The sequence below is a fragment of the Streptomyces sp. PsTaAH-124 genome (assembly GCF_000373685.1).
Classification (GTDB): Bacteria; Actinomycetota; Actinomycetes; order Streptomycetales; family Streptomycetaceae; genus Streptomyces; species Streptomyces andamanensis.
Genome location: NZ_KB892209.1, coordinates 26,182 through 48,282, shown reverse-complemented (window position 1 = coordinate 48,282; position 22,101 = coordinate 26,182). Strand labels below are relative to the sequence as shown.

The 22,101-nt window shown below is 74.9% G+C and carries 12 protein-coding genes; all 12 read right to left on the bottom strand.

The features are described from left to right. Nucleotides 1-76 precede the first annotated feature (76 nt). Complete coding sequence (locus tag B086_RS0137390) at nt 77-2,401, bottom strand: hypothetical protein (RefSeq protein WP_026253181.1); 2,325 nt, start codon at nt 2,399-2,401, stop codon at nt 77-79. Next, nucleotides 2,398-4,533 (bottom strand): hypothetical protein, encoded by a 2,136-nt coding sequence (locus B086_RS41645; RefSeq protein WP_051115988.1) that lies wholly within the window; start codon nt 4,531-4,533, stop codon nt 2,398-2,400. The genes B086_RS0137390 and B086_RS41645 overlap by 4 nt, the downstream gene beginning before the upstream one ends. Next, nucleotides 4,530-7,286, bottom strand: coding sequence for a hypothetical protein (locus tag B086_RS41640; protein ID WP_051115987.1), 2,757 nt, complete (start codon nt 7,284-7,286; stop codon nt 4,530-4,532). Before B086_RS41640 ends, B086_RS41645 begins: the two co-directional genes overlap by 4 nt. Then, nucleotides 7,283-11,251 carry a tubulin-like doman-containing protein gene (locus tag B086_RS0137375; RefSeq protein ID WP_018571559.1) on the bottom strand — a complete coding sequence of 1,323 codons (3,969 nt, stop codon included), beginning with the start codon at nt 11,249-11,251 and terminating at the stop codon, nt 7,283-7,285. The genes B086_RS41640 and B086_RS0137375 overlap by 4 nt, the downstream gene beginning before the upstream one ends. A gap of 103 nt (nt 11,252-11,354) precedes the next feature. Then, nucleotides 11,355-13,604, bottom strand: a complete 2,250-nt coding sequence (locus B086_RS0137370; protein WP_018571558.1) for a vWA domain-containing protein — start codon at nt 13,602-13,604, stop codon at nt 11,355-11,357. Nucleotides 13,605-13,708: 104 nt separating this feature from the next. Further along, on the bottom strand, nt 13,709-14,212 hold the full coding sequence (locus B086_RS0137365) for a Pycsar system effector family protein (RefSeq protein ID WP_234029438.1): 504 nt from the start codon (nt 14,210-14,212) through the stop codon (nt 13,709-13,711). Nucleotides 14,213-14,256: 44 nt separating this feature from the next. Beyond that, nucleotides 14,257-15,468, bottom strand: coding sequence for a hypothetical protein (locus tag B086_RS41635; protein WP_018571556.1), 1,212 nt, complete (start codon nt 15,466-15,468; stop codon nt 14,257-14,259). Further along, the gene (locus tag B086_RS0137355; RefSeq protein WP_018571555.1) at nt 15,461-18,154 is read right to left on the bottom strand and encodes a hypothetical protein; all 2,694 of its coding nucleotides are present in this window, start codon (nt 18,152-18,154) and stop codon (nt 15,461-15,463) included. Before B086_RS0137355 ends, B086_RS41635 begins: the two co-directional genes overlap by 8 nt. A 5-nt stretch (nt 18,155-18,159) precedes the next feature. Further along, nucleotides 18,160-18,987 (bottom strand): hypothetical protein, encoded by an 828-nt coding sequence (locus tag B086_RS0137350; RefSeq protein WP_037874609.1) that lies wholly within the window; start codon nt 18,985-18,987, stop codon nt 18,160-18,162. Nucleotides 18,988-19,107: 120 nt separating this feature from the next. Further along, nucleotides 19,108-19,833 carry a Crp/Fnr family transcriptional regulator gene (locus B086_RS0137345; RefSeq protein WP_018571554.1) on the bottom strand — a complete coding sequence of 242 codons (726 nt, stop codon included), beginning with the start codon at nt 19,831-19,833 and terminating at the stop codon, nt 19,108-19,110. Between the two features lie 731 nt (nt 19,834-20,564). Then, complete coding sequence (locus B086_RS0137340) at nt 20,565-20,855, bottom strand: hypothetical protein (RefSeq protein WP_158690454.1); 291 nt, start codon at nt 20,853-20,855, stop codon at nt 20,565-20,567. A gap of 285 nt (nt 20,856-21,140) precedes the next feature. Continuing rightward, entirely contained in the window at nt 21,141-22,043 is a 903-nt protein-coding gene (locus B086_RS0137335; protein ID WP_018571552.1) for a pyridoxamine 5'-phosphate oxidase family protein, read from the bottom strand. Between the last annotated feature and the right edge of the window lie 58 nt (nt 22,044-22,101).

The following is a 22,101-nucleotide window of genomic DNA, read 5'->3' as shown; positions in this document are numbered from 1 at the left end:
GCGGCAGCCGATGGCCACCGCCCGTTGCGTCCCTCACCCTAGGGACTCGTTCCTCCCCCGCGCCACGGGATTTCCCTCAGCCGACGGCCAGCAGGACCACCAGCCCGATGAACGCGGCGAACGTGCCCGCGATGGCCCACAGCACCCAACTGGCCAGCCGCGACGGGGTCGCGGCTCCTCCTTCGGTCTCCCGCGACGGCAGCCCCGCTCGCGTACCGGCGGGGCTGTCACGCTGGAGCACATCGCCCAGGACCTGCTGCCACAGAGCGGGCGGCAGGTCGGGCACCGGATGGCGCCCCGGCTTGAGGAACGCACCGCTGAGCCAGTTGCCCAAGGCGATCCCCTGGGCGTGGTCCATGATGTGCAGCAGCTGCCGCAGATCCTGGAAGTAGCGCACGTCCCTGGCCCACGGGGCGACGGCCCAGTGGAACACCGCCACCGCCCGCTCGGTCATCTCCACCAGGGAGATCTCCTCGGCCCCCGGACCCTGCGGCCGGAAGTACAGGTTCTTGTGCAGCGCCTCCACGCACAGGTGGTGGTGCATCTCCTCGCGGCGCTTCTGCCAGCGCTCGGGCTCGCCCAGCTCGGTCAGCAGGAGTCCCAGGGAACTCTGCGGAAGCTCCTCGGAGCGCAGTTCGTCCAGCAGGAACTCGTCGGGCTGCTCCTTCAGGGCCGACGCCAGGGTGTTGCGCCACTGATCATCATCGGGCCGGCGGTCGCGCAGCACCTGGCTGAGGTAGGAGGCCCCCGGAGCGGCGGGGACGCCCGCTCCGCCCGGCGCCGGGCCGTCCCCCGGCACGGGCGGCCGGGTGACGGCGGATCCCGGTGCGGGTGCGGGTGCGGGGCCCGGAGGGTACGTCGGGTGGTACGAGGCCGGGGGGTGGGCCTCAAGGTGTCCGGCTGCCGTCTGTCCCGGCGGACGGGTGGGAAGCGGGGGTGACGGGGGCGACGACGGCGGCGGCGGTGCGGATCCCGGGTGCCCGGCGGGACCGGAACCCGTCGGTCCTGGCCTTGCCGGTCCGGACCCGGCCGGACCGGGCCCGGCCGGACCGGGCCCGGCTTGCCCCGGCAGTGCCGCGGGCGCGCGCCCACCGACCCAGCCGGTACGGCCGAACCGGTCCGGCTCGGCAGCAGGACCGGCCGGGGCGGTCGGGGTGGCCGGGGGGACCGGGGGGACCGGGGCGGGCCGGTCGGCCTCGCCGATCGCGCCGTCTCGGGGAACCCGTCCGGTCCCGCCGCTCCTGTCGCCCCTGCCGTCCCTCTCGTCCCTGCCGTCCCTCTCGTCTCTGTCGTCCCGGGCGTTCCCCTCGGTCCGGGCGTCCCGTTCGCGTGGGTCGAGCCGTGCGGGAGGGACGGACCGGTCGGAGCGCTCCGGGCGCTCCGGGCGTTCGAAGCCTTCGGGCCATTCGGCCGGGCGGGGCCGGGCGGTCTCCTCGGGGCGTTCGCCGCCGAGGAGGCCGGACCGGGGCGCGGGGCGGGGGGCCACGGGCCGGGAGTCCAGGATGTCCCGGAGGTGGGCTCTGCGGCGGGGCCAGTCCAGAGAGCGCCCGTCGGGGAGGTCGTCGACCAGGTGGGGGACGCCCGGGGGGCCGTCCGGGTGGGCGAGGAGGTACTTGACCAGTTGGGCGGCGGCCTCGTGGCCGAAGTGGAGGTCCTCCGGCCTGCGGCCCATGACCCGGGCCAGCGGGCCCGAGCCGCCGGTGTCGGTCTCCCAGCGCGGTACGGCGGTCAGCCGCAGCGGGTGGGTGTCCGCGGTGTCGTACGTGGCGAACGTCCACTCGTGGCCGAGCCAGGAGCCGAAGAGCAGGAACAGGCCGAGGTAGACCAGCGGCACGGCGGCCCGGTCCGGCCAGGCGATGGGCGTGCGCTCCTCCAGGAGCAGCGAGACCCGCTGGGTGGGATCGCGCAGCAGCTCCGCCGTGATCTGGGTGAGCGCGTGTCGGACCTCGGGCAGCCCGCCCAGCATGTCGGGCAGCCGGGCGATGGCCAGGTCGTTGAGTTCGGCGGCGTCGACCACTGACTTGTGTCCCGAGGCCCGCTCGGCCTGTTCCCGGGTGCTCCAGCCGCCGTGGGCGAGGCCCAGGCACTGGCGGGTCTTGAGGGTGCCGGGCGGACCGACCAGGACATGGCTGACCGTGCTGGGCCGGCCGCCCGGGTCGGTGGTGGGCCAGCGCTGGACGAGCATGACGTGCCCGTCGCTGGACACGGTGCGCACGACGCTCGGGCGGGCCGCCGCGCCGGACATCCACAGCAGCGGGCCCAGTTCACGGCCCAGCTCGGCGGCCCGCTCGGGCGAGCAGGAACGGGCGACGGCGTTCATGCCGGTGCCCTGCCGTCCATGATTGCCGTCCCAGCGGAAGACGACCTGGTGCACCGGGTCCCGGTCCTGGAAGTCGCTCACTGATCGTCCCCTCCGGCCGGTCCTCCGGCTCCCGCGGATCGTGCTCTTCGCCGCTGCCCGGGTACGGTCTCGAACCCGGGTGTCTCCCCCACCGCGAGCGCCTCCGCGCCCCCGGGCACCTCGATCAGCCCGTGCATCGCCAGCAGCGCGAGCAGCGGTTCCAGCACCCGCCGGGGTCCGGTGCCCGCCGGGTAGCGGCCGCGGTCCTCCTGGCCGCCGGTGGCGGAGGCGATGTGCAGGGTGCAGCGGCGCATCGTGTCGAAGGGCCGCAGCCACGCCTGGCCCGCGTACCGGCGCAGCAGGCTGTGCACGTCCCGGCTCTCCGCGCGGACCAGCGCGGGGTCCAGGGCGGTGGCGGGCGGGCGGGTCAGCCAGCGGTCGACGGGCGGCTGGAACCGCAGCAGGTCGGCCTTGCCGAGCACCATGGCGGCCGGGACGTCGAGGTACGGGCCGTTCTTCGGCAGCCGGTCCAGGACGGTGCCGAAGGCGAGGTCGCCGTCGCGGTTCACCTCCACCCCCCAGCGCTGCCTGGCGTGGTCCAGCGTGGGCAGCGGCAGCGCCAGTGCCGGGTCCACGACGAAGACCAGGGCGTCGACGCCGAGCAGGAACCGCAGGGCCGAGTCGGTCCGCACCAGGTCCTCGCCGCCGAGGTCGAAGAAGGCGACGGGACGCACCTGGCCGCGGGCGTCGGTGATCAGCAGGGACTCCACGAAGCGGGCGAAGTCGTCCAGGCCGAGGGCTGCGGTGTGGTCCAGGACGTTGCCGTTGCGCAGCGGCTGCACGCGTTCGCGGACGAAGCGGGCGTGCTGTTCCGGGTTGACCGACTGCCAGGTCAGGCCGAACGGCTCCAGGCCGCCGTCGGTGATCGCGGCGATCATCTGGGTGAGCAGATGGCTCTTGCCGGTCGAGGACTGCCCGACCATCGCGACGGTCAGCGGCCGGCCGTTCATCAGGTACGGGACCGGGATGACGTGTTCGGGGAAGTCCTGGTCGGCCGTGCACTTCTGGACCGCGCCGCGCATGACGTCGTCGCGCACGACCGGGTTGGTGATGCCGGAGACGTCCAGCGGCTTGCGGTACTGCATCTTGTTGTCGGCCACGAACAGCTTGGTCAGGTCGAGCTGGATGGTCTGGAGGCAGTAGGGGCACAGGACTTCGCCGGTGCCGCGCCCGGCGTCCGGGCCGCTGTCCTCCTGGGGGCGGGCGAGCGGGGCCTGCCGCTTGAGGCGCAGCGCCTCCTCGAACGCCTCCCGGTGCGGGCGTGTCTCGTCGGCGGGCACGAGGAGCCGGAGGCGGTCGACCTCTCCCGGCCGCAGCACGTCGAGCACCTGCGCGGGTGTCGGCCGGCCGCCCGCACGCGGGGCGAAGGCAGCGCGGAACGTGCGGTCGAGCACCCGGTGCTCGCCGAGGTCGGCGGGCGGCCCCTCGGCCGGTCCGTCCCGTCCGGTCACCAGCCGGTAGAGCAGCTGTGCCGCGCTCCACACCGCGTCCCGCGAGTCCACGGTGCCCTCGCCGAGGCGCTGTTCGGGCGAGGCGTACGGTGCCACGCCCCACGGGGCCCGCTGCCGTCCCGCCCGTTCGACCGCGTCCAGGCCCCAGAGCTGGAGTTCGCGGCTGTTCCACAGGACCGTCTCCGGAGAGATCCCGCGCGGCACCAGGCCCTGCCCGTCCAGCAGGACCAGGGCCCTCATCAGGGCCCTGGTGAAGTCCTGCTGTTCGCTCGCGGGGATCACCTGGGTCAGCGCCACGCGTTTCCCGCGCGGCGGGGCGTACAGCAGGAAGGGCTCCGCCGTGTCCAGTTCGTACCCGACGACCTGGGGGAACAGCGATTCGCAGCCGGTGCCGGCGAACGCGCGGTGCAGGTGCAGCGCGGTGCCGGTCTCGTTCTCCAGCAGGGTGCGGGTGGCCGGGTTGGCGGCGCCGGGGGCGGCCAGGCGCACCTGGACGCACCGCTCCGCCTTGTCGTCCAGGATGCAGTTGCGGATCAGCGGGGGCAGCAGCCGGTCCCGGCGGGCCTCGGGGCCGAAGCGGGCGGGAGTGCTGCGGCGCCGCCCCTCGGGGGTGGTGAACGCGAGCTTCACGGGCGGCGGCCCGCCCTGTCCCGCTCCGGTGGGGCGCGTGGTGCTCGTCACCGGCGGTCCTCTCCTTCGTACCCGTGCCCGTCGGTGCCGTACCCGCCGGTCCCGTACTCGCCGCCGTACCCGCCGGTGCCGTACTGGCCGCCGTCGTGCTCGTACGACGGCCGCGTCGCGTACGGCGACCCCGCCTCGTACGACGGCCCTGTCCCGTACGGTTCGGGCGTGCCGTGCTGGGAGCGGACGCTGTCCACCACGTCCGCCCGCAGCGGGGTCAGCCGGACCAGGCCGGCGTACCGTCCCGACGACGTCCACAGCACGTTCACGGGCTGGCCGGAGCCGTCCGCCTCCCAGGCCCGCTCGATCTCGGTGCGCACCGCCCGCGGCGCGAACCTGATCCACACCCCCGCCCCCGGGTCCCGGTTGAGCAGGGCGCCCTGCTCGGGCGAGGACAGCTGGACCACGGCCTGCCGGTCCGGCTCCGCGCCGACCAGCCGCGCGGGCCGGTACGGGTCGGTGCCGAGCAGCCCGGCCGAACCGGGGCGGGCCCGGCGCGGCGCGGCGAACGGCGGCGCGGCCAGGACGCCGTTGCGGCCGAGGTGGTACCGGGCCGCGGACAGCAGCAGCCGGACCCGTTCCTCGGTGCGGCCGACGGCGGAGGTGCCGCCCTGGTCGTGCGTGACCGAGCCCCAGTAGGGGGCCAGCGCCTCCAGGGCGGCGTCCGTCAGGTCCCCGGCCAGGGTGGTGACCAGGTCAGGGCCGCCCTCGCCGTTCTCCCGGTCCAGCCAGCGCGGTGCCGCCTCGGTGTCCTGCGCGGCTCTCGCCTCCCCGGCCCGGCCGTCCGCCGGGCCCGCGTCCCCTGAGCCGTCCGCCGCCGGTTCCCCCTCGGGGCCGTCGAAGGGGTCGCTCCCGGCGGCGTACATGCGCGTCCAGTCGGCTTCCTCGTCGTCGTACCCGCCGGTGTCCTTCAGGGTGGAGGGCTCGTCGATCCAGCCGTCCTCGGCGGCCACGTCGCCGGTGGTGCGCGTGGCGCCGCCGTCCGGGGCGCGCCGCTCGTCGGGCCGTGCCTCGGCCTCGGTCTCGGCGGCGGCGGCCGTCGCCCGCAGCACCCCGGCCACGGACCGGGCCGCGTCCGCGCAGTACAGGCGCTCCTCGACGGCCCAGTGCTCACGGACCGCCTCCGCCAGCAGCGCGTCGAGGCTGTCCAGGGAGCGCCGCAGTACGGCGGTCACCCGGCCGGGGCCCCAGGCGTCGGCCGCCGCCCGCCACAGCCTGCGCGCCGTCTCCGCCGAGAGGGCGAGCCCCAGCAGCAGCCCGATGGTGCCCAGCCAGACCGGCGGCTCGGTCGCGTACGCCGCGCCCGCGGCGGCCACCGCGCCGCCGAGCGCCGCGACCCGGGGCGCCACGGCCCAGCGGCCACGGCGGCCCGAGCCCCGCAGCCGGGACGTGCCGAGTGCCGCCACGGCGGCGAACAGCGCCGGTACGGCCAGCGCCAGCGGGAGGAACGGCCAGCACCACAGGGCGCCGAGCACCCCGGCCCCGGCGGCGGCGAGACCGGCCAGGGGCGGTACGGGGATGGCCGCGGCGGCCCCGGACGGGTCGCCGGGGGGCCGCCCAGGCGGCTGCGGGAGGGCGGCGAGCTTCGGCAGCAGCGCCGAACCCGGCAGCGGCTCCACGCGTCCGGCCAGGCCGGTGAAGCGCTGCGCCACCGCGCGCAGGGAGAAGCCCTGCTCCAGCAGTCTGACCGCGAAGTCCTTCAGGCCCGCGCCGATGGCCTGGCGCGCCTGGTCGGCCTGTTCGGCGGCGCCCCGCGCGGCCGGCACCCGCAGGCCGAGGGCGGCGAACCGGGCGGTGGAGTCGGCGGTGGACCGCGCCGACCCGCCGCCGCTGCGCAGGGCCGTGTCCACCAGCTCGCGGTACTCGCCGAGGGCCTGACGCGCCTGTTCGACGTCGGCCTCGAAGGAGGCGCGGCGCGCGGGCCGCAGCAGTCCGGGTACGCTCCCCAGCCCGGCCAGGGCCTCCTCGGCGTGGTCGAGGGCGTCCGCGCAGGCGCGGTGCGCCTCGTCCGCGACCCCGCCGCGGGTCCGGTGCGGCTGGTCCCGGCCGCCCCGGGCCGTGACCAGGTCGCGCAGCACCACGGGCAGGTCGACGCCGGAGGAGGCGGCCGCCATGACGTCCGTGGGCAGTTCGGTGTCCTCGCCCGCGAACCGGGTGAGCGCGGCGCGCCAGGCCCGGTCGCGCACCTCCGGCGGCAGGTCCTGCTCCAGCAGCCGTACGCCGGGTGCGGCGGCGGCCTCGGGCAGCGAGTGGATCCTCTCCAGCACCTCGTCGTAGAGGTCCGGCACCGAGAGCACGTCCACCAGGACCGCGAGGGCCTCCGGGTCGTCCGGCGCGGGGTGTTCCAGCGCGGTGCGGGCGGAGCGCAGGTCGCCGGCCCAGAGCAGGCCGGTGTTCGGGGAGCGCAGCGCGGCCGGCCGGCGCAGCCGGCGGTCGGGCTGGAACGCCTCGTCGTCACGGGCGTACGAGCCCGGGGCGCTGCCCACCAGCAGCACCAGCAGGCTGACCTCGCCCACGGCCGGATAGCCGACGAGCAGCTTGTACTGCTTCTGGTGGTCGATGAGTCCGGCCGGGGTGTCGACCACCAGGAATCTGGGGCTGTCGGGTTCCGGCCGTCCGGCCCGGCCCAGCTGCCGGGCGACCCGGGCCCGCAGCGCCGCCGCGTTGTCCAGTTCGGCGGCCCCGGCGCGCAGGTCCAGGTGGATGATCTCGCACGGGTCCTCGGGGACGCCGGAGGTGCCAGGAGTGCTCACTGGGCGTCACCGTCCCAGGGGTTGGGGCGGTCGCGGTCGCGGGCCCGGTCCCCGTCGTCGGCGTACGCCCCCGGGTCGGCGGGTTCGTCCCACGGCGCCCGGCGGAGACGGACGTCCGCGTCTCCGGGATCGTCGCGATCCCCCGCGTCCCGGTCCCGGCGGCGGTCGTCCGTGCGGTACTCGTCAGCGCGGTACTCGTCCGCACGGCGGTCGTCCGTGCGGTACCCGCCCTCGGGGCGGTCGTCGGTACGCCGTTCGTCCTCGGCGGGGCGGCGGGTACCGGTCTCGGGTTTGCCGAAGGAGAGGCGGTCGCCGCTCCGGTCGCGGTCGCCGTTCTCGGGCGGGTCGTACTCTCCGCGGCGCCGTTCGTCCTCGTTGCCGCGCCGTTCGTACGCGTCGTGCGTGCCGTACGCACCGTGCGTGCTGTGGGCGCGGTCGCGGTCGTCCAGGCGCCTCTCGCTCCGTTCGCCCCGTTCACCGCGGTCGCCCCGTTCACCGCGGTCGTCCCGCTCGTCGCGGCGCCGGTCGGAGGCGTACCGGTCACTCTCGTACCGGTCGCCCTCGTACCGGTCCTCGCGGACCGGCGCCGGGTCACGGTGTGCGGCGCGGGGGCCGCCGCCGTCGCGGCCCGCGGTGCCGTAGTCGTCGGTCGGTTCGGCCCACACGTCCCGGGTGTCCCGGGCTCCCCAGGTGTCCCGGACGGCTTCCTCGCGCTCGGCGCGCCGGGTGACGGGTGCCGTGCCGAAGTCGTCGTCCTCGGGCACCGCGCGGCGCGGCGCGGGGAGGGCGTCGCGGTCCTGGCGGGACCGGGCGGGCAGCCCGCCGCGTACGTGCTCCAGCAGGGTGCGCAGGGTCGGCTGGACGGCGCGCTGGTCGCCGAACTCCTTGTCCAGGGCGGCCGGAAGGGTCTCCGCCCAGAACTCCCAGAGCGGCCGCACCCAGCCCTCGACGCGTTCGCCGCCGCGCTCACGGCGGTCCGCCAGCAGTTCGAGCTGGCGCGGGGCGATCTTCTCGACCAGTTCGACGAAGAGGGGGTGGGGTTCGCTGCCCGTGCGGGCCAGGCCGAGCGGCTGGGCGCCCATCAGCTCACGGCAGTAGTCCTCCACGGTCGACTCGTCGTCCAGGACGGTCCAGCGCTCGTAGGAGCGCAGCAGTTCCGCCCAGCTCGACACGCCGCCGGGGAAGTCGCCGAGGCGCAGCCGGACGCCGGGCACGTCCGGGGCCTTCTCGGGGAACAGCCGCAGCCTGACCCGCTGCGGCGAGGCCGGTTCCCCCTCCAGCACGTCGACCTGGCCGTTCCACAGGCAGCACAGCAGCCGGTGCAGGATGGTGCGCCGGTCCTCCTCGGCGCTGACCATCCAGGTGTCGCGGAAGCCGAGCCGCTGGCGCCACCGCAGGACGTCCTGCGCCTGCTCGTTCTCCTTGGCGCGGGCCCACTGGCGCAGCACCTTGCGGGCCTCGGGCACCTGGGTGAGGCTCATCTCGCTGCGGAAGAGCACGACGGTGACGGAGTCGCTCTCCACGCCCCGGTACTCCACGGAGTTCTTGGCGTCCGAGGGCAGCCGCAGCGTCTTGCCGAGGAACTCCTGCACCTCGTCCACGGCCGTCACCCGGGGGTGGGTGACCAGGACCCGCAGCGGTCCGGTGCCCTCCGGGGCGAAGCCCACCGGCAGCAGCCCGGCCAGCTTGCGGCCGAACATGTCGAGCGCGTCCTTGCTGACCTGGTCGCGGGCGTCGGTGTCGCCCGCCGCCGCGGCCAGCAGGGTGCCCATGGCCGGGAGCAGCGGACGTTCCTCCAGATGGGTGCCGCTCTCGGCGAACAGCCGGGTGACACGGCCCTCCAGCTGGCTCTTGATCCGGGCCACGGCGCCCTCCGGGTCGCGGCGGCTGACGGTGTGCACCTGGCGCCAGGTGTCGCCGTCGATCAGCTTGAGCAGCAGCGTGGAGACGTGGTCCTGATCGCGCAGTCCCTCGCGGCGCAGCAGCCGGTCGACCACGTCGTCGTAGAAGTGGTTGAGATTGCGCTGCGGCGGCAGCAGGTAGGAGATGCCGGTGCGGTCGTCGTAGAGTTCGCGGCCCTTCTGCTGGGCCGCCTTGGGCTCCTGGTCGCTGTGCCGCCGGAAGGCCCGGACCAGGCGGTCGAGGTCGACGCCCGCCACGTCGGCCTGCGGCTGCCAGTGCTGCTGCTGGTCGCGCCAGGCCTCGTGCCAGATGGAGCGGCAGCGCCACTGGTACCAGGTGTTCTGCTCCTGGAGGGCGGCCTGTACGTCGTCGTCGCCCCAGCGCGCGGGCGCGAGCCCGCCCAACTGGCCCTTGATGCGCGGGATCTTGGGCGGCTGCTCGGTGACGCCCGGCGGGCGCTGCGGGGCGCGGGCGCGGTTGTCCAGCATGCCGAGGAAGCCGAGCCGGGTGATCTGCTCGTCGCTGTCGGGCACGCCCCTGACGACGCGTTCGACGAGGAACGGGTCGGCGCTCTGGAGGAGTTTGTCGATGGCGGGGCGCGGGGAGAAGCGGTCGGCCATCACGGCGGCCTGCCGGCCGGCCTCGGCGCGCAGGTCGGACAGCAGGGCCTGCATGTCGGCGACGCGCTGGCCGAGGGCCTGTTCTATGTTCCGGCCGCCGCGGGGCAGCGGTTCGGGCTCGGGCACGGGCAACTGCCGTCGTTCCCACAGCTCTTCGAGGTGGGAGTCCGCGAACAGCCGGCGGATCATCGGGGCGGCGCCCTCGCGCAGTTCGACGCGCGGGCGTTCCACCAGGTGGGTGACGGCCTCGCGCAGCATGCGTCCGGCCACGAGGTCGGCGAGCTGGTCCATGGGGGCGGTCATGGCGGCGACCAGGCTGGTGGACACGCCCCGCCTGCCGATGCCGGTGGGTGAGACGGAACTGCGGGCCACGCCGCGGTTGATGAAGCTGGCGGCGAAGGTCTGGTAGTCGTCGTCGGTGGCCATCTTGCGGCCCTGGGTGCCGCGGCCGTCGCCCAGTTCGGTGCCGATCAGCGACATCACCAGGGAGACGATGGAGCGGCGCAGGTCGTCGGCGCGGATCCCGGCGGTGGGGCTGAAGAGGAACGCGGTGGGCAGGATGCCGGTGCGCAGCCGGATCGGTGTGGTGCCCGGGTAGCGGATGCCGAACTTGGCCTCGTGGTCGAGGTCGCCGATCTCGGCGCGTTCGCTCGGCGCGTTCTGCTGGTCCACCAGGCGGAACAGGTCGACCAGGGCGCGGGCGGCGTTGAGTTCGGCCTCGCGGCCGCCGCCGGTGGCGGCGGAGAACGAGGACGGCATCACCACGAGCGGGTAGATCTTCACGCCGTCGAAGCGGCGCAGTTGGAAGGCGTAGTTGATGAGGTGGAGGTAGTCGAGGAAGATCCCGGCGCCGGTGCCGCCGGCCACCGAGAAGGCGACGAAGACGTCGCAGCCGTTGACCTTGCCGCCGCCCAGTTCGCTGAGGTCGCCCGCCGCCTTGGCCATGGCGTCGATCGCCTGGAGCAGCGGTTCCAGGACCGGGGCGAGGCTGTGGCGCAGGGTGGCGAAGAGGGCGGCGCGGCCCACGGTGGGCAGTTGGCCGGCGCCGTTGTGCAGCGGGGTGACCTCGGGTTCGCCGATGATCGGCGGGAGCCAGCCGGCCACCTCCTCGCGCAGGCTGGCCCGGAGCATCTTGGTCACCTCGGGCGAGCTGTCGAAGTTGGGCAGCAGGTTGTGGGTGGCCCGTGAGGTGCGGGAGTAGGCGGCGCGCAGCGACGGGTCGACGTTGAACTGCGGCAGCCGCTGGAGGTCCGTCTCGCTGTAGTCGGCGTACACGAACTGGAGGCAGTCGGGCAGTTGGAAGGGGGCGTGGCCGCTGAGCCGGCTGAGCGCCATGCCGTCGGGGCCGCACAGTTCGACGCGGAGCCAGCGTTCCAGTTCGGCGCCGACCAGTCCTCCGGTGCCGCCCAGGCCGACGAAGAGCATCGGCTGGAAGATCTTCATGGTTTCCTCCCCGCTCGCGGCCGGGCCGGCCGCGGTTCGTGCTCGGTGCGTTCGTGGATGGCGTGCGGCGCGGCGGCCGCGATGTCCGCCGCGCGCGGGCCGGTCACAGGTAGTCCTCGTAGGCGCCGCCGCCGCCGCTGCCGCCGTCGGGGGCGGGGACGGTGGCGGACCGGGTCGCTCTGCCGCCCGAGGGGGTGTCCTCGGCCAGTTCCAGGTGGAGCAGGTCGGTGAGCGCGACGCGGCCCCCGGCCCGCAGCGGGGTCCGGCCGCCCTGGGTGCGCAGGACCGCTCCGCCCTCGGGGTTGCGCCGGACGGCGTACGGGCCGTGGGCGCGCTTCTCCAGGCGGGGGCTGCGGTGCGCCTCGGCGACGGCGAACTCGTACCACTGCTTCTTGTTGCCGTGCCCGGCCTTGTGCTCGCTCAGCACGTCGCCGTCCTCGGAGACCAGGCGCAGCCTGAGGCCGTACGGGTCGCGGCGGCGGCGGCGCAGTCCGATCCAGGCGGCGACGAGGGCGGCGGCCACCACGAGGGCGACGGCCGCGCCGACGAACCCCCACCAGTACCGGTCCCAGATGCCGGGTTCGGGGGTCACCCGCAGGGTCAGCGGGGACGCCACGAGGGCGCGGTCGCCGTCGGTGGTGTCGGTGACCCGGACGGTGGCGGCGAGGCTCAGTCCGTCGCCGAGGCGGTTGCCGAAGACGCTCGCCGGGGCCACCTCGACGCTGACCTCGCGGGTGCCGGACTCGCCGGGCTTGAGGGTGAGCTGCGCGGGGCTGAGGGTGAGCAGCCCGGTGCGGACGTCGGCGGTGGTCAGGCGCAGGGTGTGCGCGGTGGAGGTGGTGTTGTGGACGGCGAGGGTGCCGGTGACGGTGGCGCCGGGGTGGGTGTCGGCGGCGGGCAGGTCGAGCGCGGCGGTGACGGGCGGTGTGCCCGGCGCCACGTCGACGCCCAGGTCGCGGGTGTCGGCCTTGAGCCCGGAGGCGGTGAGGGTGGCGCTCACCTTCAGGGTCCCGCGGGCGGCGGCGGGTATCCGCACGGTGCCGGTGAAGTCGCCGTCGCCCGCGGTGCGGTCGGGTGCGGTGCCGTCGTCGGCCAGGCGCAGCGGCAGCGCGGTGATACCGGTTCCGGTCAGTTCACCGGCCACGCGCAGACCGGCGTAGTCGCGCGGGTCCTTGATCTCGTAGCCCTCGCGGGTCTGGAGGCGCATGGTGACGGTGACCTTGTCGCCGGTCTGCGGCGAGGGCGGGTCGGCGGTGAGGGCGCCGCGCAGTTCGCCCTGCCACAGCACGCTGACGGCGACGGGCAGGGAGCGGTGCCCCTCGGGTGCCTCGGCCTTGACCTTCCAGGTGCCGGGCAGCGGGTCGACGATCTTGAGGGCCTCCACCGTCCCGGAGCCGCCGGCGAGTTCGAAGGCGGAGTTCTCGTAGGTGCCGTGGGTGGGCACCTTGTGGCCCCGCGGGTCGAAGTAGGTGATCTCGACGGCCGGGTCGCCCTTGTCGACGACGATGCTGCCCACGGTCGCCAGCGGCGAGATGCCGATCTCCAGCGTGGCGGGCGGGCGTTTGCTGGGGCCCTGTTCGTGGCGCAGGCAGTGGGCGGCGGCGAAGATCTCCTCCAGGGTGGCGCCGATGTCCTTGGCGCCGGACACCTTGTGTGCCTTGGGCGCGGCGGAGGGCAGGGCGACGCAGCCCTTCTGGTAGCCGCCGGCGGCCATCCGGTCGAGCTGCTGCCTGTCCGGGTCGGGTCCGAAGCCGAGCGGCCAGACCTGCACGCCGTGGGCGGCTGCGTTCGCCAGTTCCTGCTTGAGCTGGCGCTCGCCCTCGGCGGTGCGGTGGGCGGGGTCGCCGTAGGCGGGGCTGCCGGTGACGTCCAGCTTCCCGTCGGTGAGCAGGAACAGCACGCGGGGCTGGGCCGGGTCGGTGCCGTCGGTGAGGTCGTGCACGCCCTGGCGTATCGCGCTCGGGAAGTCGGTGCCGGTGCCCTCGTCCTTCTTGCGTGCGCGCAGCTTGCCCACGCAGGCGTCGATGCTCTCGCGGCCCGCCGCGTCCAGGCCGGTGCGCGGGCAGACCGGGTCCACGGCGCGCTGGTCGGCGGACTCGGCGGCGGCGAACCCGTAGACCGTGACGTGCGAGTCGGAGGAGACGTCACCGAGCGCGATGCGCGCGGCGGCGGCCTTCTCGGCCTTCAGGTCGTCGGCGGCGAGGCTGGCCGACTCGTCCACGGCCACGGCGTAGTTGACGGCCGGGAACGCCGGGACGGCGTCCGCCGCCGGCACCGGGTCCCGGCCGGCAGGTGCCAGCAGCGACATGAGCACCGCGGTGCCGCCCAGCACCGAGACCGCGGCGCGGCGCACCCGGCTCCCGCCTGTCTGCCGTCTTCCCGTGACTCTTCCCACGGCGTCCCCTGTTTCGTCGTTCGTGTCTGTCTTCGGTGCGGGTGCGGGCCCCGCCGCGCGCGTCAGCGCGAGGCGAGGCCCCAGACCAGTGCCAGGGCCGAGGAGGGGGCGAGCGCGCCCACTCCCCAGCGGATGGCCCGGTACTTGGCGGACAGGATCGAGCTGACGTCCACCGCCTGGACGAGCAGCCACCGGGTGGGGTCGCGGCCGGCCTCGGCGACCCGGGCGGACAGTCCCGCGAGGTCGCGGGGTGCCACCAGGTCGCCGAAGTACGTCACCCCGTCCCCGCCGCGTACGGTGCCGGTGCGCGGCAGCAGCGCGCCGACCAGCGCGCCGACCGCGACGGCCCAGAACACCCCGGCGAGCACGAGCCACACGTCGGCGGGGCCGTGCCAGCCGGGCGTGCCGTGCCAGCCGACCAGGAACGCGGGCAGGGCCAGCGTCCCGGACAGCAGGACGGCGGCTTTCGAGTCGGCCCGTCCGATGTCCTCGCGGACCGTGCCGAGCAGCCGCTCGGCGATGCGCTCCTCCGCCCGGTCGTGGCTGTGCCGACCCCCGTTCGGCACGGGCACGACCGGGTCGGAGGAGGTTCGGGGGCCCCCGTCGGCGGTCACCGGTCCTCGTCCGCCCAGGACCAGCCGTCGTCCCGGGGGCGGCGCGGTGCGCGGTCCGGGTCGTCCTCGTAGGGGTCGTAGGGGTCGTACGGCTCGGGCCGGTGGACCCGCGGGGGCGGGTCCTCGTCGAAGCCGTCGGCCGGGCGCCGGTCCGTGCGGCCGGGCCGGGCGCCTTCGCGGTCGCCCTCGCGATCGGATCCGCGGTCGGATCCGCGGTCGGGTCCGGGCTCGTCCCACGGCGACCGGTCGCGCGGCGGCCTGCGACGGGGCGGGTCGTCCGAGGCCCAGTCCGGGGTGAACGGCCGCTCGCCGCCCGGCTCCAGCGAGCGCGGCTGACGGCGGGCGGGCACCGCGCCGATGGGGCCCTGGAGGGGGCGTCCGCGGCCCTGGTTGAGCAGGTTGAGGACCTGGGTCTCCACGTCGGCGGCGTGCAGTTCGCCCGCCATGGCCATGGAGTACAGCCGGTCCAGGCGGTCCTTCTCGTCCTGCCTGCCCTCCTGGCGGATCTTCTCCAGGAAGTCCTTGGCGCCGTCCGGGTCGGCGGCCAGCATGTAGGTGAGCTGTTCCATGTCGCCGCCGCGCAGCATCCGCCGGAACTCCTCCTGGCGCACCCGGGTCACCTCGGCGTCGGCGTACACCTCGCGCTTCTTCTGCGCGTACGTGATGGCCTCGTCGTCCACCCCGAGCCGGACGTAGAGCCGTACCCGCAGCCCGAGTTCGGAGCCCAGGTCGCTCCAGCGGCCGCCGACGCACTCCTGGGTCACGACCCGGTTGGCCTGGTCGGCCTCGGTGACCTGGTAGCCGAGGGTGACCTCGCGCAACCGTTCCAGCACCGGCGCGGTGAGCCGTTTGGCGACATCGGTCACCACGTTCACGGCGACCAGATGCGGGTCGGTGGCCTCCCACTCGATGTCCACCTCGGCCTTGAAGAAGCTGGTCCCGCCGGCCGCCGGCAGCTCCAGGCCGAGGGGGCTCACGAACGTGCCCTGGGCGATCTCGCACACCGTGTACGGCCGGGCCAGGGCGCGCTTGCCGACGTGCTGGATCCCGGCGACGGTGATCACGCTGTAGCCGCCGTTGCGGTAGAAGACCACGGAGGCCCGCTGCGCGCTGACCGGCGGATACCCGCCCGTCGGCGCGTACTCCCGCAGGAACGGACCCGCGGGCGGGCCCTCGTCCCCGGCGGCCCGCTTCTCGTCGTCAGCCATGCCTCTCCTCCTCGCGCGTCCTCTCCCGGCGGGTCCGCTCCGGGCGGGTCCCCTCCCCGCGCGGCGCCGGAGGGCGCGGGCGCGGGGGCGGGGTCACGGCGAGCCACCACAGGTCGCGCGCGCGTGCGTCGGGGAGCGGCTTCTCCGGGTCGTTCATCATGCGGCGCAGCAGCCAGTCGAGACGCCGCCGGTCGTACTCGTCGGCGGCCAGCGCGGGCAGCAGCGCCGCCAGCCCCGGCCGGGTCCACTCGGTGCCGTCCTTGCGCACCGCCGACCGCAGCAGGGCCTCCAGCGCGTCCGTGGCCACCTCCTGGGAGCGCGCGGTGTTCTGCGCCGTCCACATCAGGTCGGCCATGGGCTCGACGAGTTCGGGCCGGTCGGCGGCGAGGACGAGCGGCAGCGGCCAGTCGCCGCGGCCGGCGGGCCGCGCGTCGGGGGCGTCCGTCAGCAACTCGTCGACCGTGGTCAGGGCGAGCAGGACGGTGGTGGCGAGGCCGAGGTCCTGGTACGGCTCACGCTTGTGGTGGGTCCACTCGGCCATGCGGGCGAGCACCTGGGCCGCGTCCGGCAGCGTCAGCAGCCGCACGACGTTGAAGCTCGCGACCGCGAGCTGGTCGCCGTCGCCGTGGATGCCGATGCGGGCCAGGGCGTCCAGGGTCTCGTCGGTGCTCTCGGCGGCGTTGCCGTAGCCGAGGGCCATCGCGGCACTCCAGCGCAGCGTCTTGGTGCCGTGCCTGCTCCAGTCGCCGACGATCCGGTGCACGGCCTTGCGGTGCGAGTCGTGCCGGGCGGCCTGGTCGAGCGTGGTGGCCGCGAAGATCCGGCGCAGCGGGGTGGGTGCCTCGGCGAGCGGGCGGACCAGTTCGGTGTAGCCGTGGTCGAAGTCCCGTACGCACAGCTCGCCGGCGGCGACGGCGGCGCGCATCCACACCTGGGGGCGCGGGTCGTCGGCGAGCTGGCGCAGCCAGCGCACCACCGGGCCGCGGGCCGGGAAGTGCCGGTCCCACAGTTCGGTGAGGACCGCCGCGGGCAGCGCGGAGCCCCGGTACCAGATCAGCCGGGCGGGTACGTCGACTCCGGCGACCTCGACCCGGCCGCCGTGCACCGCGGCCCGGGACAGCGCGACGTCGGCGTCCGGGTCGTCGCAGAACAGCGGGCGGGCCGGGGTGTTGTCCGGGTCGCACTGCACGGACAGTTCCCAGGTCAGCAGGTGGGCGGCGGCGGCCACGGCGCTGTGCGGGGCGCCGCCGAGGACGGCGAGGGCGATCCGGAAGGCCACCGGGTGGAACAGCTCGGCGGTGCCCGGCCGCCCCGCCTTCCCGTCCGTCCCGGCCGCCGGTGCGGGCGCGGTGAGCGCACGGTCCACCCCGGCGAACCATTCCTGCGCCTGGGCGGCGGCCAGGCTGCGGCAGCCGGACAGCAGGTCCTCGCGGGTGACGTCGCCGAGCACGTGCCCGGCCAGCAGCGAGGCGAGCAGTTCGGTCTCGGCGGGGCGCAGGTCGTCCAGGCCGAGGGCGTCCTTGACGTCGGCGCGGCCGTACAACTCCTCTGCGCGGGTGAGCAGTTCGGCGGGGTCCGGGCCGTCGGCGCCCGGCGCGGCGGCGTGGTGCTCCAGCCGCTCGCGCAGCCGGGTGCGCAGGAGTTCCGCGGTGGGCGCGGGCGGGCAGAGCATGCCGTACCGGCCGGCGAGCAGCGGTCCGGCGGCCGAGCCGACCGCGACGACGACCACCGCGAAGGCTTCCCGGCGGTCCAGGGCGGCGGCCAGTTCGTCGAGGTCCATCTCGGCCGGGAGCGGGGCGCCGGGCCGGGCGAGGGAGACCTCCAGCAGGTAGCCGCGGCCGTCCGCGTCCTCGTCGGCGCGTGACTCGCCCAGGGAGGCGGCCAGTTTGTGCAGCCCGCCGTCGTCCGGGTCGACGCGGCGCACCCGGTGGCCGTTGTCGGTCTGCGCCGCGGTGGCGGCGGGCGCGTCGGTGGTGACCTCGTCGAGCAGGGAGAGCGCGGTGCTGGTGCGGCCGGTGCCGGGAGCGGCGCCGAGCACCAGCAGGCGGCGGGCCCGGAGTGCGGTGCGCAACTGGACGTAGCCGTCGGGCTCCACGTGGATCCGGCGCAGCCTGCGCAGTTCCTCGTCGGGTACGGGACCGCTGCGCATGCCCGCCCCGACGCGGCGGCTGTCCAGCATCAGGTTGACGTCGCCGATGAGGGCGCTGTGGAAGTAGGAGCGGTCGAAGCTGGTGAAGTCGCGTCCCACGTCGAACAGTTGCTGGACGGCGCGGCGGGCGCGGGCGGCGGCGGCGAGGTCGGTGGGGGCGTCCTCGCTCTCCTCCTCGGCGAGCGGGTCGCGGGTGAGTTCCTTGAACCGCCCGGCGGCGCGTTCGCGTTCGCGTTCGCGCTCCTCCCGCTCCTCCTGCTCCTTGTCCTTGCCGTCCTTGCCGTCCTTGCTCCTGCTGTCCTTGCTCTTGTCCTTGTCAGCGTCCTTGTCGCCGTCCTCGGCGGCGTCCTTGCCGGGGGCGTCCTGCTCGGCGGCCGGGCGCCGGCCCGCGCCGGATCCGCCGTCGTCGCGGGACCGTTCGCGCCTGCCGTGCCGCTCGTCGCCCTTCGGGGAGCGGCCCTCGTCCGGCTTCTCCCGGCGTTCACGGCGCTCCGGCGCGTCCTGGGCCGGGCCGTCCGCCTGCGGTTCGTCGCTCACTCGGCTCAGCCCCTCCCCCGGTCGGCGTCGCGGTCGGTGACGCGGCCGATGTGCACGCGGTCGTGGTAGACGTTGCCGCGGTGCTCGGACATGTCGCCCTGGACGGTGTACTGCGTCCGGGGCGCCTCGGAGGGTGATGCCTCCGACGGGACGTCATCAACCGTCTGTGCGGCATCCGTTCGCTCGTTCCGGGGCGCCGGAGCCTCGGCGGGCGGGGCGGCGGCCGGGTCGGCGGGGAGCTGCGGGGCGGGTCTGCCGGGCAGGTGGAACCAGGCGGTGACCTCGCCCTCCTTGAGGCCGAGCCGGGCGGCGGTGTGGCGCTCGGGTTCGATGAACTTGCCGCCGCTGCTGACCACGTCCTCGTACAGGGACGAGGAGGTCACCAGGACCAGGTCGGCGCCCTCGGCGTCCAGCAGCCGCCGGGCGGGCGCGGAGTCGGCGAGCCGGCAGGCGAGGTCGACCGCGCGTCCGCTGATGCCCCGCTCGTCGTGGCGGACCGGGCCGACGTGCATGCCGATCCGCAGCCCCAGCGGGACGCGCAGCCCGCGGTTCTCGTCCCGCAGCTTCTCGTGCACCTCGACGAGCCACAGGCCGAGCATGCGGCTGGCCGCGATCCGGCCCTGCACCGCCACCAGGACGCCGTCGCCGCGGTCCTCCAGGTGCAGAGCGTCCCGGGCGATCGCGGCGTGGGTGAACGCCGTCTCCAGCACCCGGTAGATGCGGGCGCGCATCCGCTGCTTGTCGACGTCGTCGTACTGACCGGAGCGTCTGGCGTCGACACTGATCACCAACTCGTAGTGTTCCTCGGTGAGTCCGGTGGCGTCGTGGTTCACCCGTGTCCCCCTGCGGTGTTCTGTGCGCTTGCCGAAGAAGAGGTGGCGGTCCTCCCGTCCCTCCGAAGCCTCCTCCTGGGGGCGGGGGGACGTCTGTAGCCGTTTACACACGGCGGGGATCTACTCCTGGTGGCCGTCCGCGAGGAGCGCGAGCAGCCCGGGGTCGAGGATCTCCACCATCCGGTTGCCGGTGCGCACGACGTTCTGGGTGCGCAGCAGGCGCAGGGCCTTGGCGACGGCCTCGCGGGTGGCGCCGACCGTGGCGGCCAGTTCGTCCTGGGCGAGGTGGACGACGGGTCCGGCCGGGCGGGTGCGGTGCGCGGGGCCCGCCCGGGAGGCGGGGGCGTAGGGGCCCGAGGGCGCGGCCGAGGAGAGTTCGGTGAGCCGGCTGGCGAGGCGTTGCAGCACGGTGAGGGAGGCGAGCGCGGACCGTTCCTGGTCGGCGCTGCGGAGCCGGAAGGTGAGCTGGCGTATGACCAGACCGCTGACGCGGGGCTGGAGGGCGAGGAAGCGGCGGAAGGCGTCCCCGGGTATGACCTGGGCCTCGACCGGTCCGAGCGCGCGTACGGTGGCGCTGCGCGGATGGGGGTCCAGGGCGGCCATCTCGCCGAGGAGTTCGCCGGGGCCGCGCAGTCCGAGGATGAGCCGGGTGGCGCCGCGGTCGGTGGAGACGGAGACGGTCACCCAGCCGGATATCATGATCATCACATGGGTGGACCGGTCGCCCTCGGTCAGGAGACGGCCGTCGGCCGGGTAGCTCCGGCGGCTGCCGAGCGCCATCACACTCTCGCGTTCCGGGGGCGTCAGGGCGTGCGCGAATGCCAGCTCATCGCCGAGCAGCCCCATGCCACGCCCCCCGCCGCAGTCCGGATGCCTGTGCCTCGTTGGCGATGATGGTGACAGAGAGTCGATTCAGGACGAGTGAATTACGCCACATTGGCATACCGGTCGGTAACAGCGGACTCGGCAGGTAGATCGCTTCCGGGGCCCCGCGCCCCCGGGCACCCCGGCCCTGCTCTCCCGCTCCCGGCCGGGGAGGCGGCCCGCTCTCGCGCGGACGACGGTGAGGTCAGCACCGGCGCGACGGCTCCCGGCGGCGCGGTCGTCGCGAACCGGCCGATGAGCCGCCTTTGGCGAAAACTCAGGTTTTCCCGTCGCGGAAGCGGTGACGACGCCGTGGCGAGCGCGTGAGAGTACGGTGACGCACCGGCCACCGGACGCGTTCCGCTTGCGGCGCCGGGGGCACTGCCCGGGGCACCGCCGGGGCCACGGCCCGACCGCGTCGCCCGGGCTCGTGGCCGGGGACCGAGGGCCGGGGACCGAGGGCCGGGGACCGAGGGCCGGGGACCGAGCCCGGCCCGGGGACGGGGAGGAGAGCGGGCGGGGCACTGCCCGAGCGGTTCAGGCCGGGACGCGAAAGGCGGCTGTCCACCGGCGTGGTGGACAGCCGCCGTCATTTCACATCGACGAGTCGCACGGAAAAGGCCCGATTAACCGCCGGTGCGCCTGCGCCTTTCGAAAGGTGACGCGTGAATGCACGACGGGCGCGCGTCAACCGACGTTCAAGGCGCCGGACGTCAGGCGAGGTGGCGCTTCCACATGTTCACATCGCCGTTTCCCGCGTCGGCGCAGTAGTACTTGATCGACCCGTCAGGGTTGCGTCCTTCCTCGGCGTTGGACCGGGCTGCGTCACTCCTACAGATTCCCCACGGGTCACCGAGCGCCGACCAGTACTGGACGACGAAGGTGTTGACGTATTCGCCGGAGCCCTGCGGGGTGGCGGCCGACGCGGCGGCACTCCCCGCGCCGACCGCCAGCGTCGCCGTCGCCGCAGCGGCGACAAGAGTCGTCGCGCATGCCCGCTTCATCCGCACTGAAATCATTTCACCCTCGCAACTTCAAAAAAGGAAAGTTCTCCTGCCGACTCATTTTCAGGCGGGGTGGATAACACGGTCAAGGCGAACGAGAATGGGCGGCTCGGGGTTCGGTGACAACTCTCACCGCATCATGAATGGTGGGAAGGTTTGAGATGCGAATTGCTTCGGTATGTCAGGGCTTCGGAGACATCTCCTTGATGTCGCTCGCGGCCGTGCCGCGTTCGGGGTCCGATGCCGCGGTGCGGCGGACGCGACCAGCAGGCCCAGGGGACCTGGTCAGTCCTGCCGGGGCGTGATCCGGCGGCCGGTCAGCCGCTCCGGGCGGATCCTGATCCACAGGTCGCGGGGGCCGCCCGCCCAGGGCGTGGAGCGGGCCCGCTCCTCCAGGCGGCGGACCGCGTCCGGGTCGGTGACCGCCTCGCCCCGGCCGACGGCGAGCACGCTCCACCCCCGGCTCATCGCGTCGTCGATGTGGTCGACCTCGAAGGCCGCCTCGGCGCCCGCCGCCTCGGCGGGGGCGGAGCCGGGGGCGGTGCGGAAGACCAGGTCGCCGTCCACCACGTCGTAGTTGACCGGGAAGACGGCCGGGCCCCGGGACGTGGCCAGCGCGAGCCGGCCCACACCGTGCGTGGACAGCAGCTCGCGGCACTCCTCGGGGCCGAGGTCGCGCAGCTCGGGCCGCAGCAGGGCGTACCCCTGGCCGGGCGGGAGGTCCTGGTCGCCGCCGCGCAGCGCGTCGAGCGTGGTGCCCAGCACGTCGGCCAGGCGCAGCAGCGTCGCCGGGTTGGGGTCGGAGGGGTACTCCTCCAGGTAGGCGAGGTACTGCGGGGACATCCGCGCCCGGTCGGCCGTCTCCTCGACGCTGAGCCCGCACCGCTCCCGGGCGGCCGTCAGCCGGCGCCCGATGTCCCCGGGGCGCCCCGGACGCGCGTCGGCGGGCGGGGCCTCGAAGGAGCCGTGCGCGGAGCGGGACGCCGGGGCGTCGTCCGGCGCGGACAGGTGGTCGATGTGCGCGTCGGGGCCGGGGAACACCAGCGTCACCTCGCCCGTGTCGGACCAGCGCACGTCGTAGGGCGGCGTGCCGTCCGCGTGGTGCAGGGCGACGATCTCCCCGTCGCGCCGGGTGGCACCGGTGGCCGGGCTCTCCACGACGAGCCGGTCGCCTGGCTGAGCGTGCATGGCCGCGCCCTCCCTCGTCAGGGGTCGGTCCGCTCTCCAGGATCGCCCGCGCTCCCCT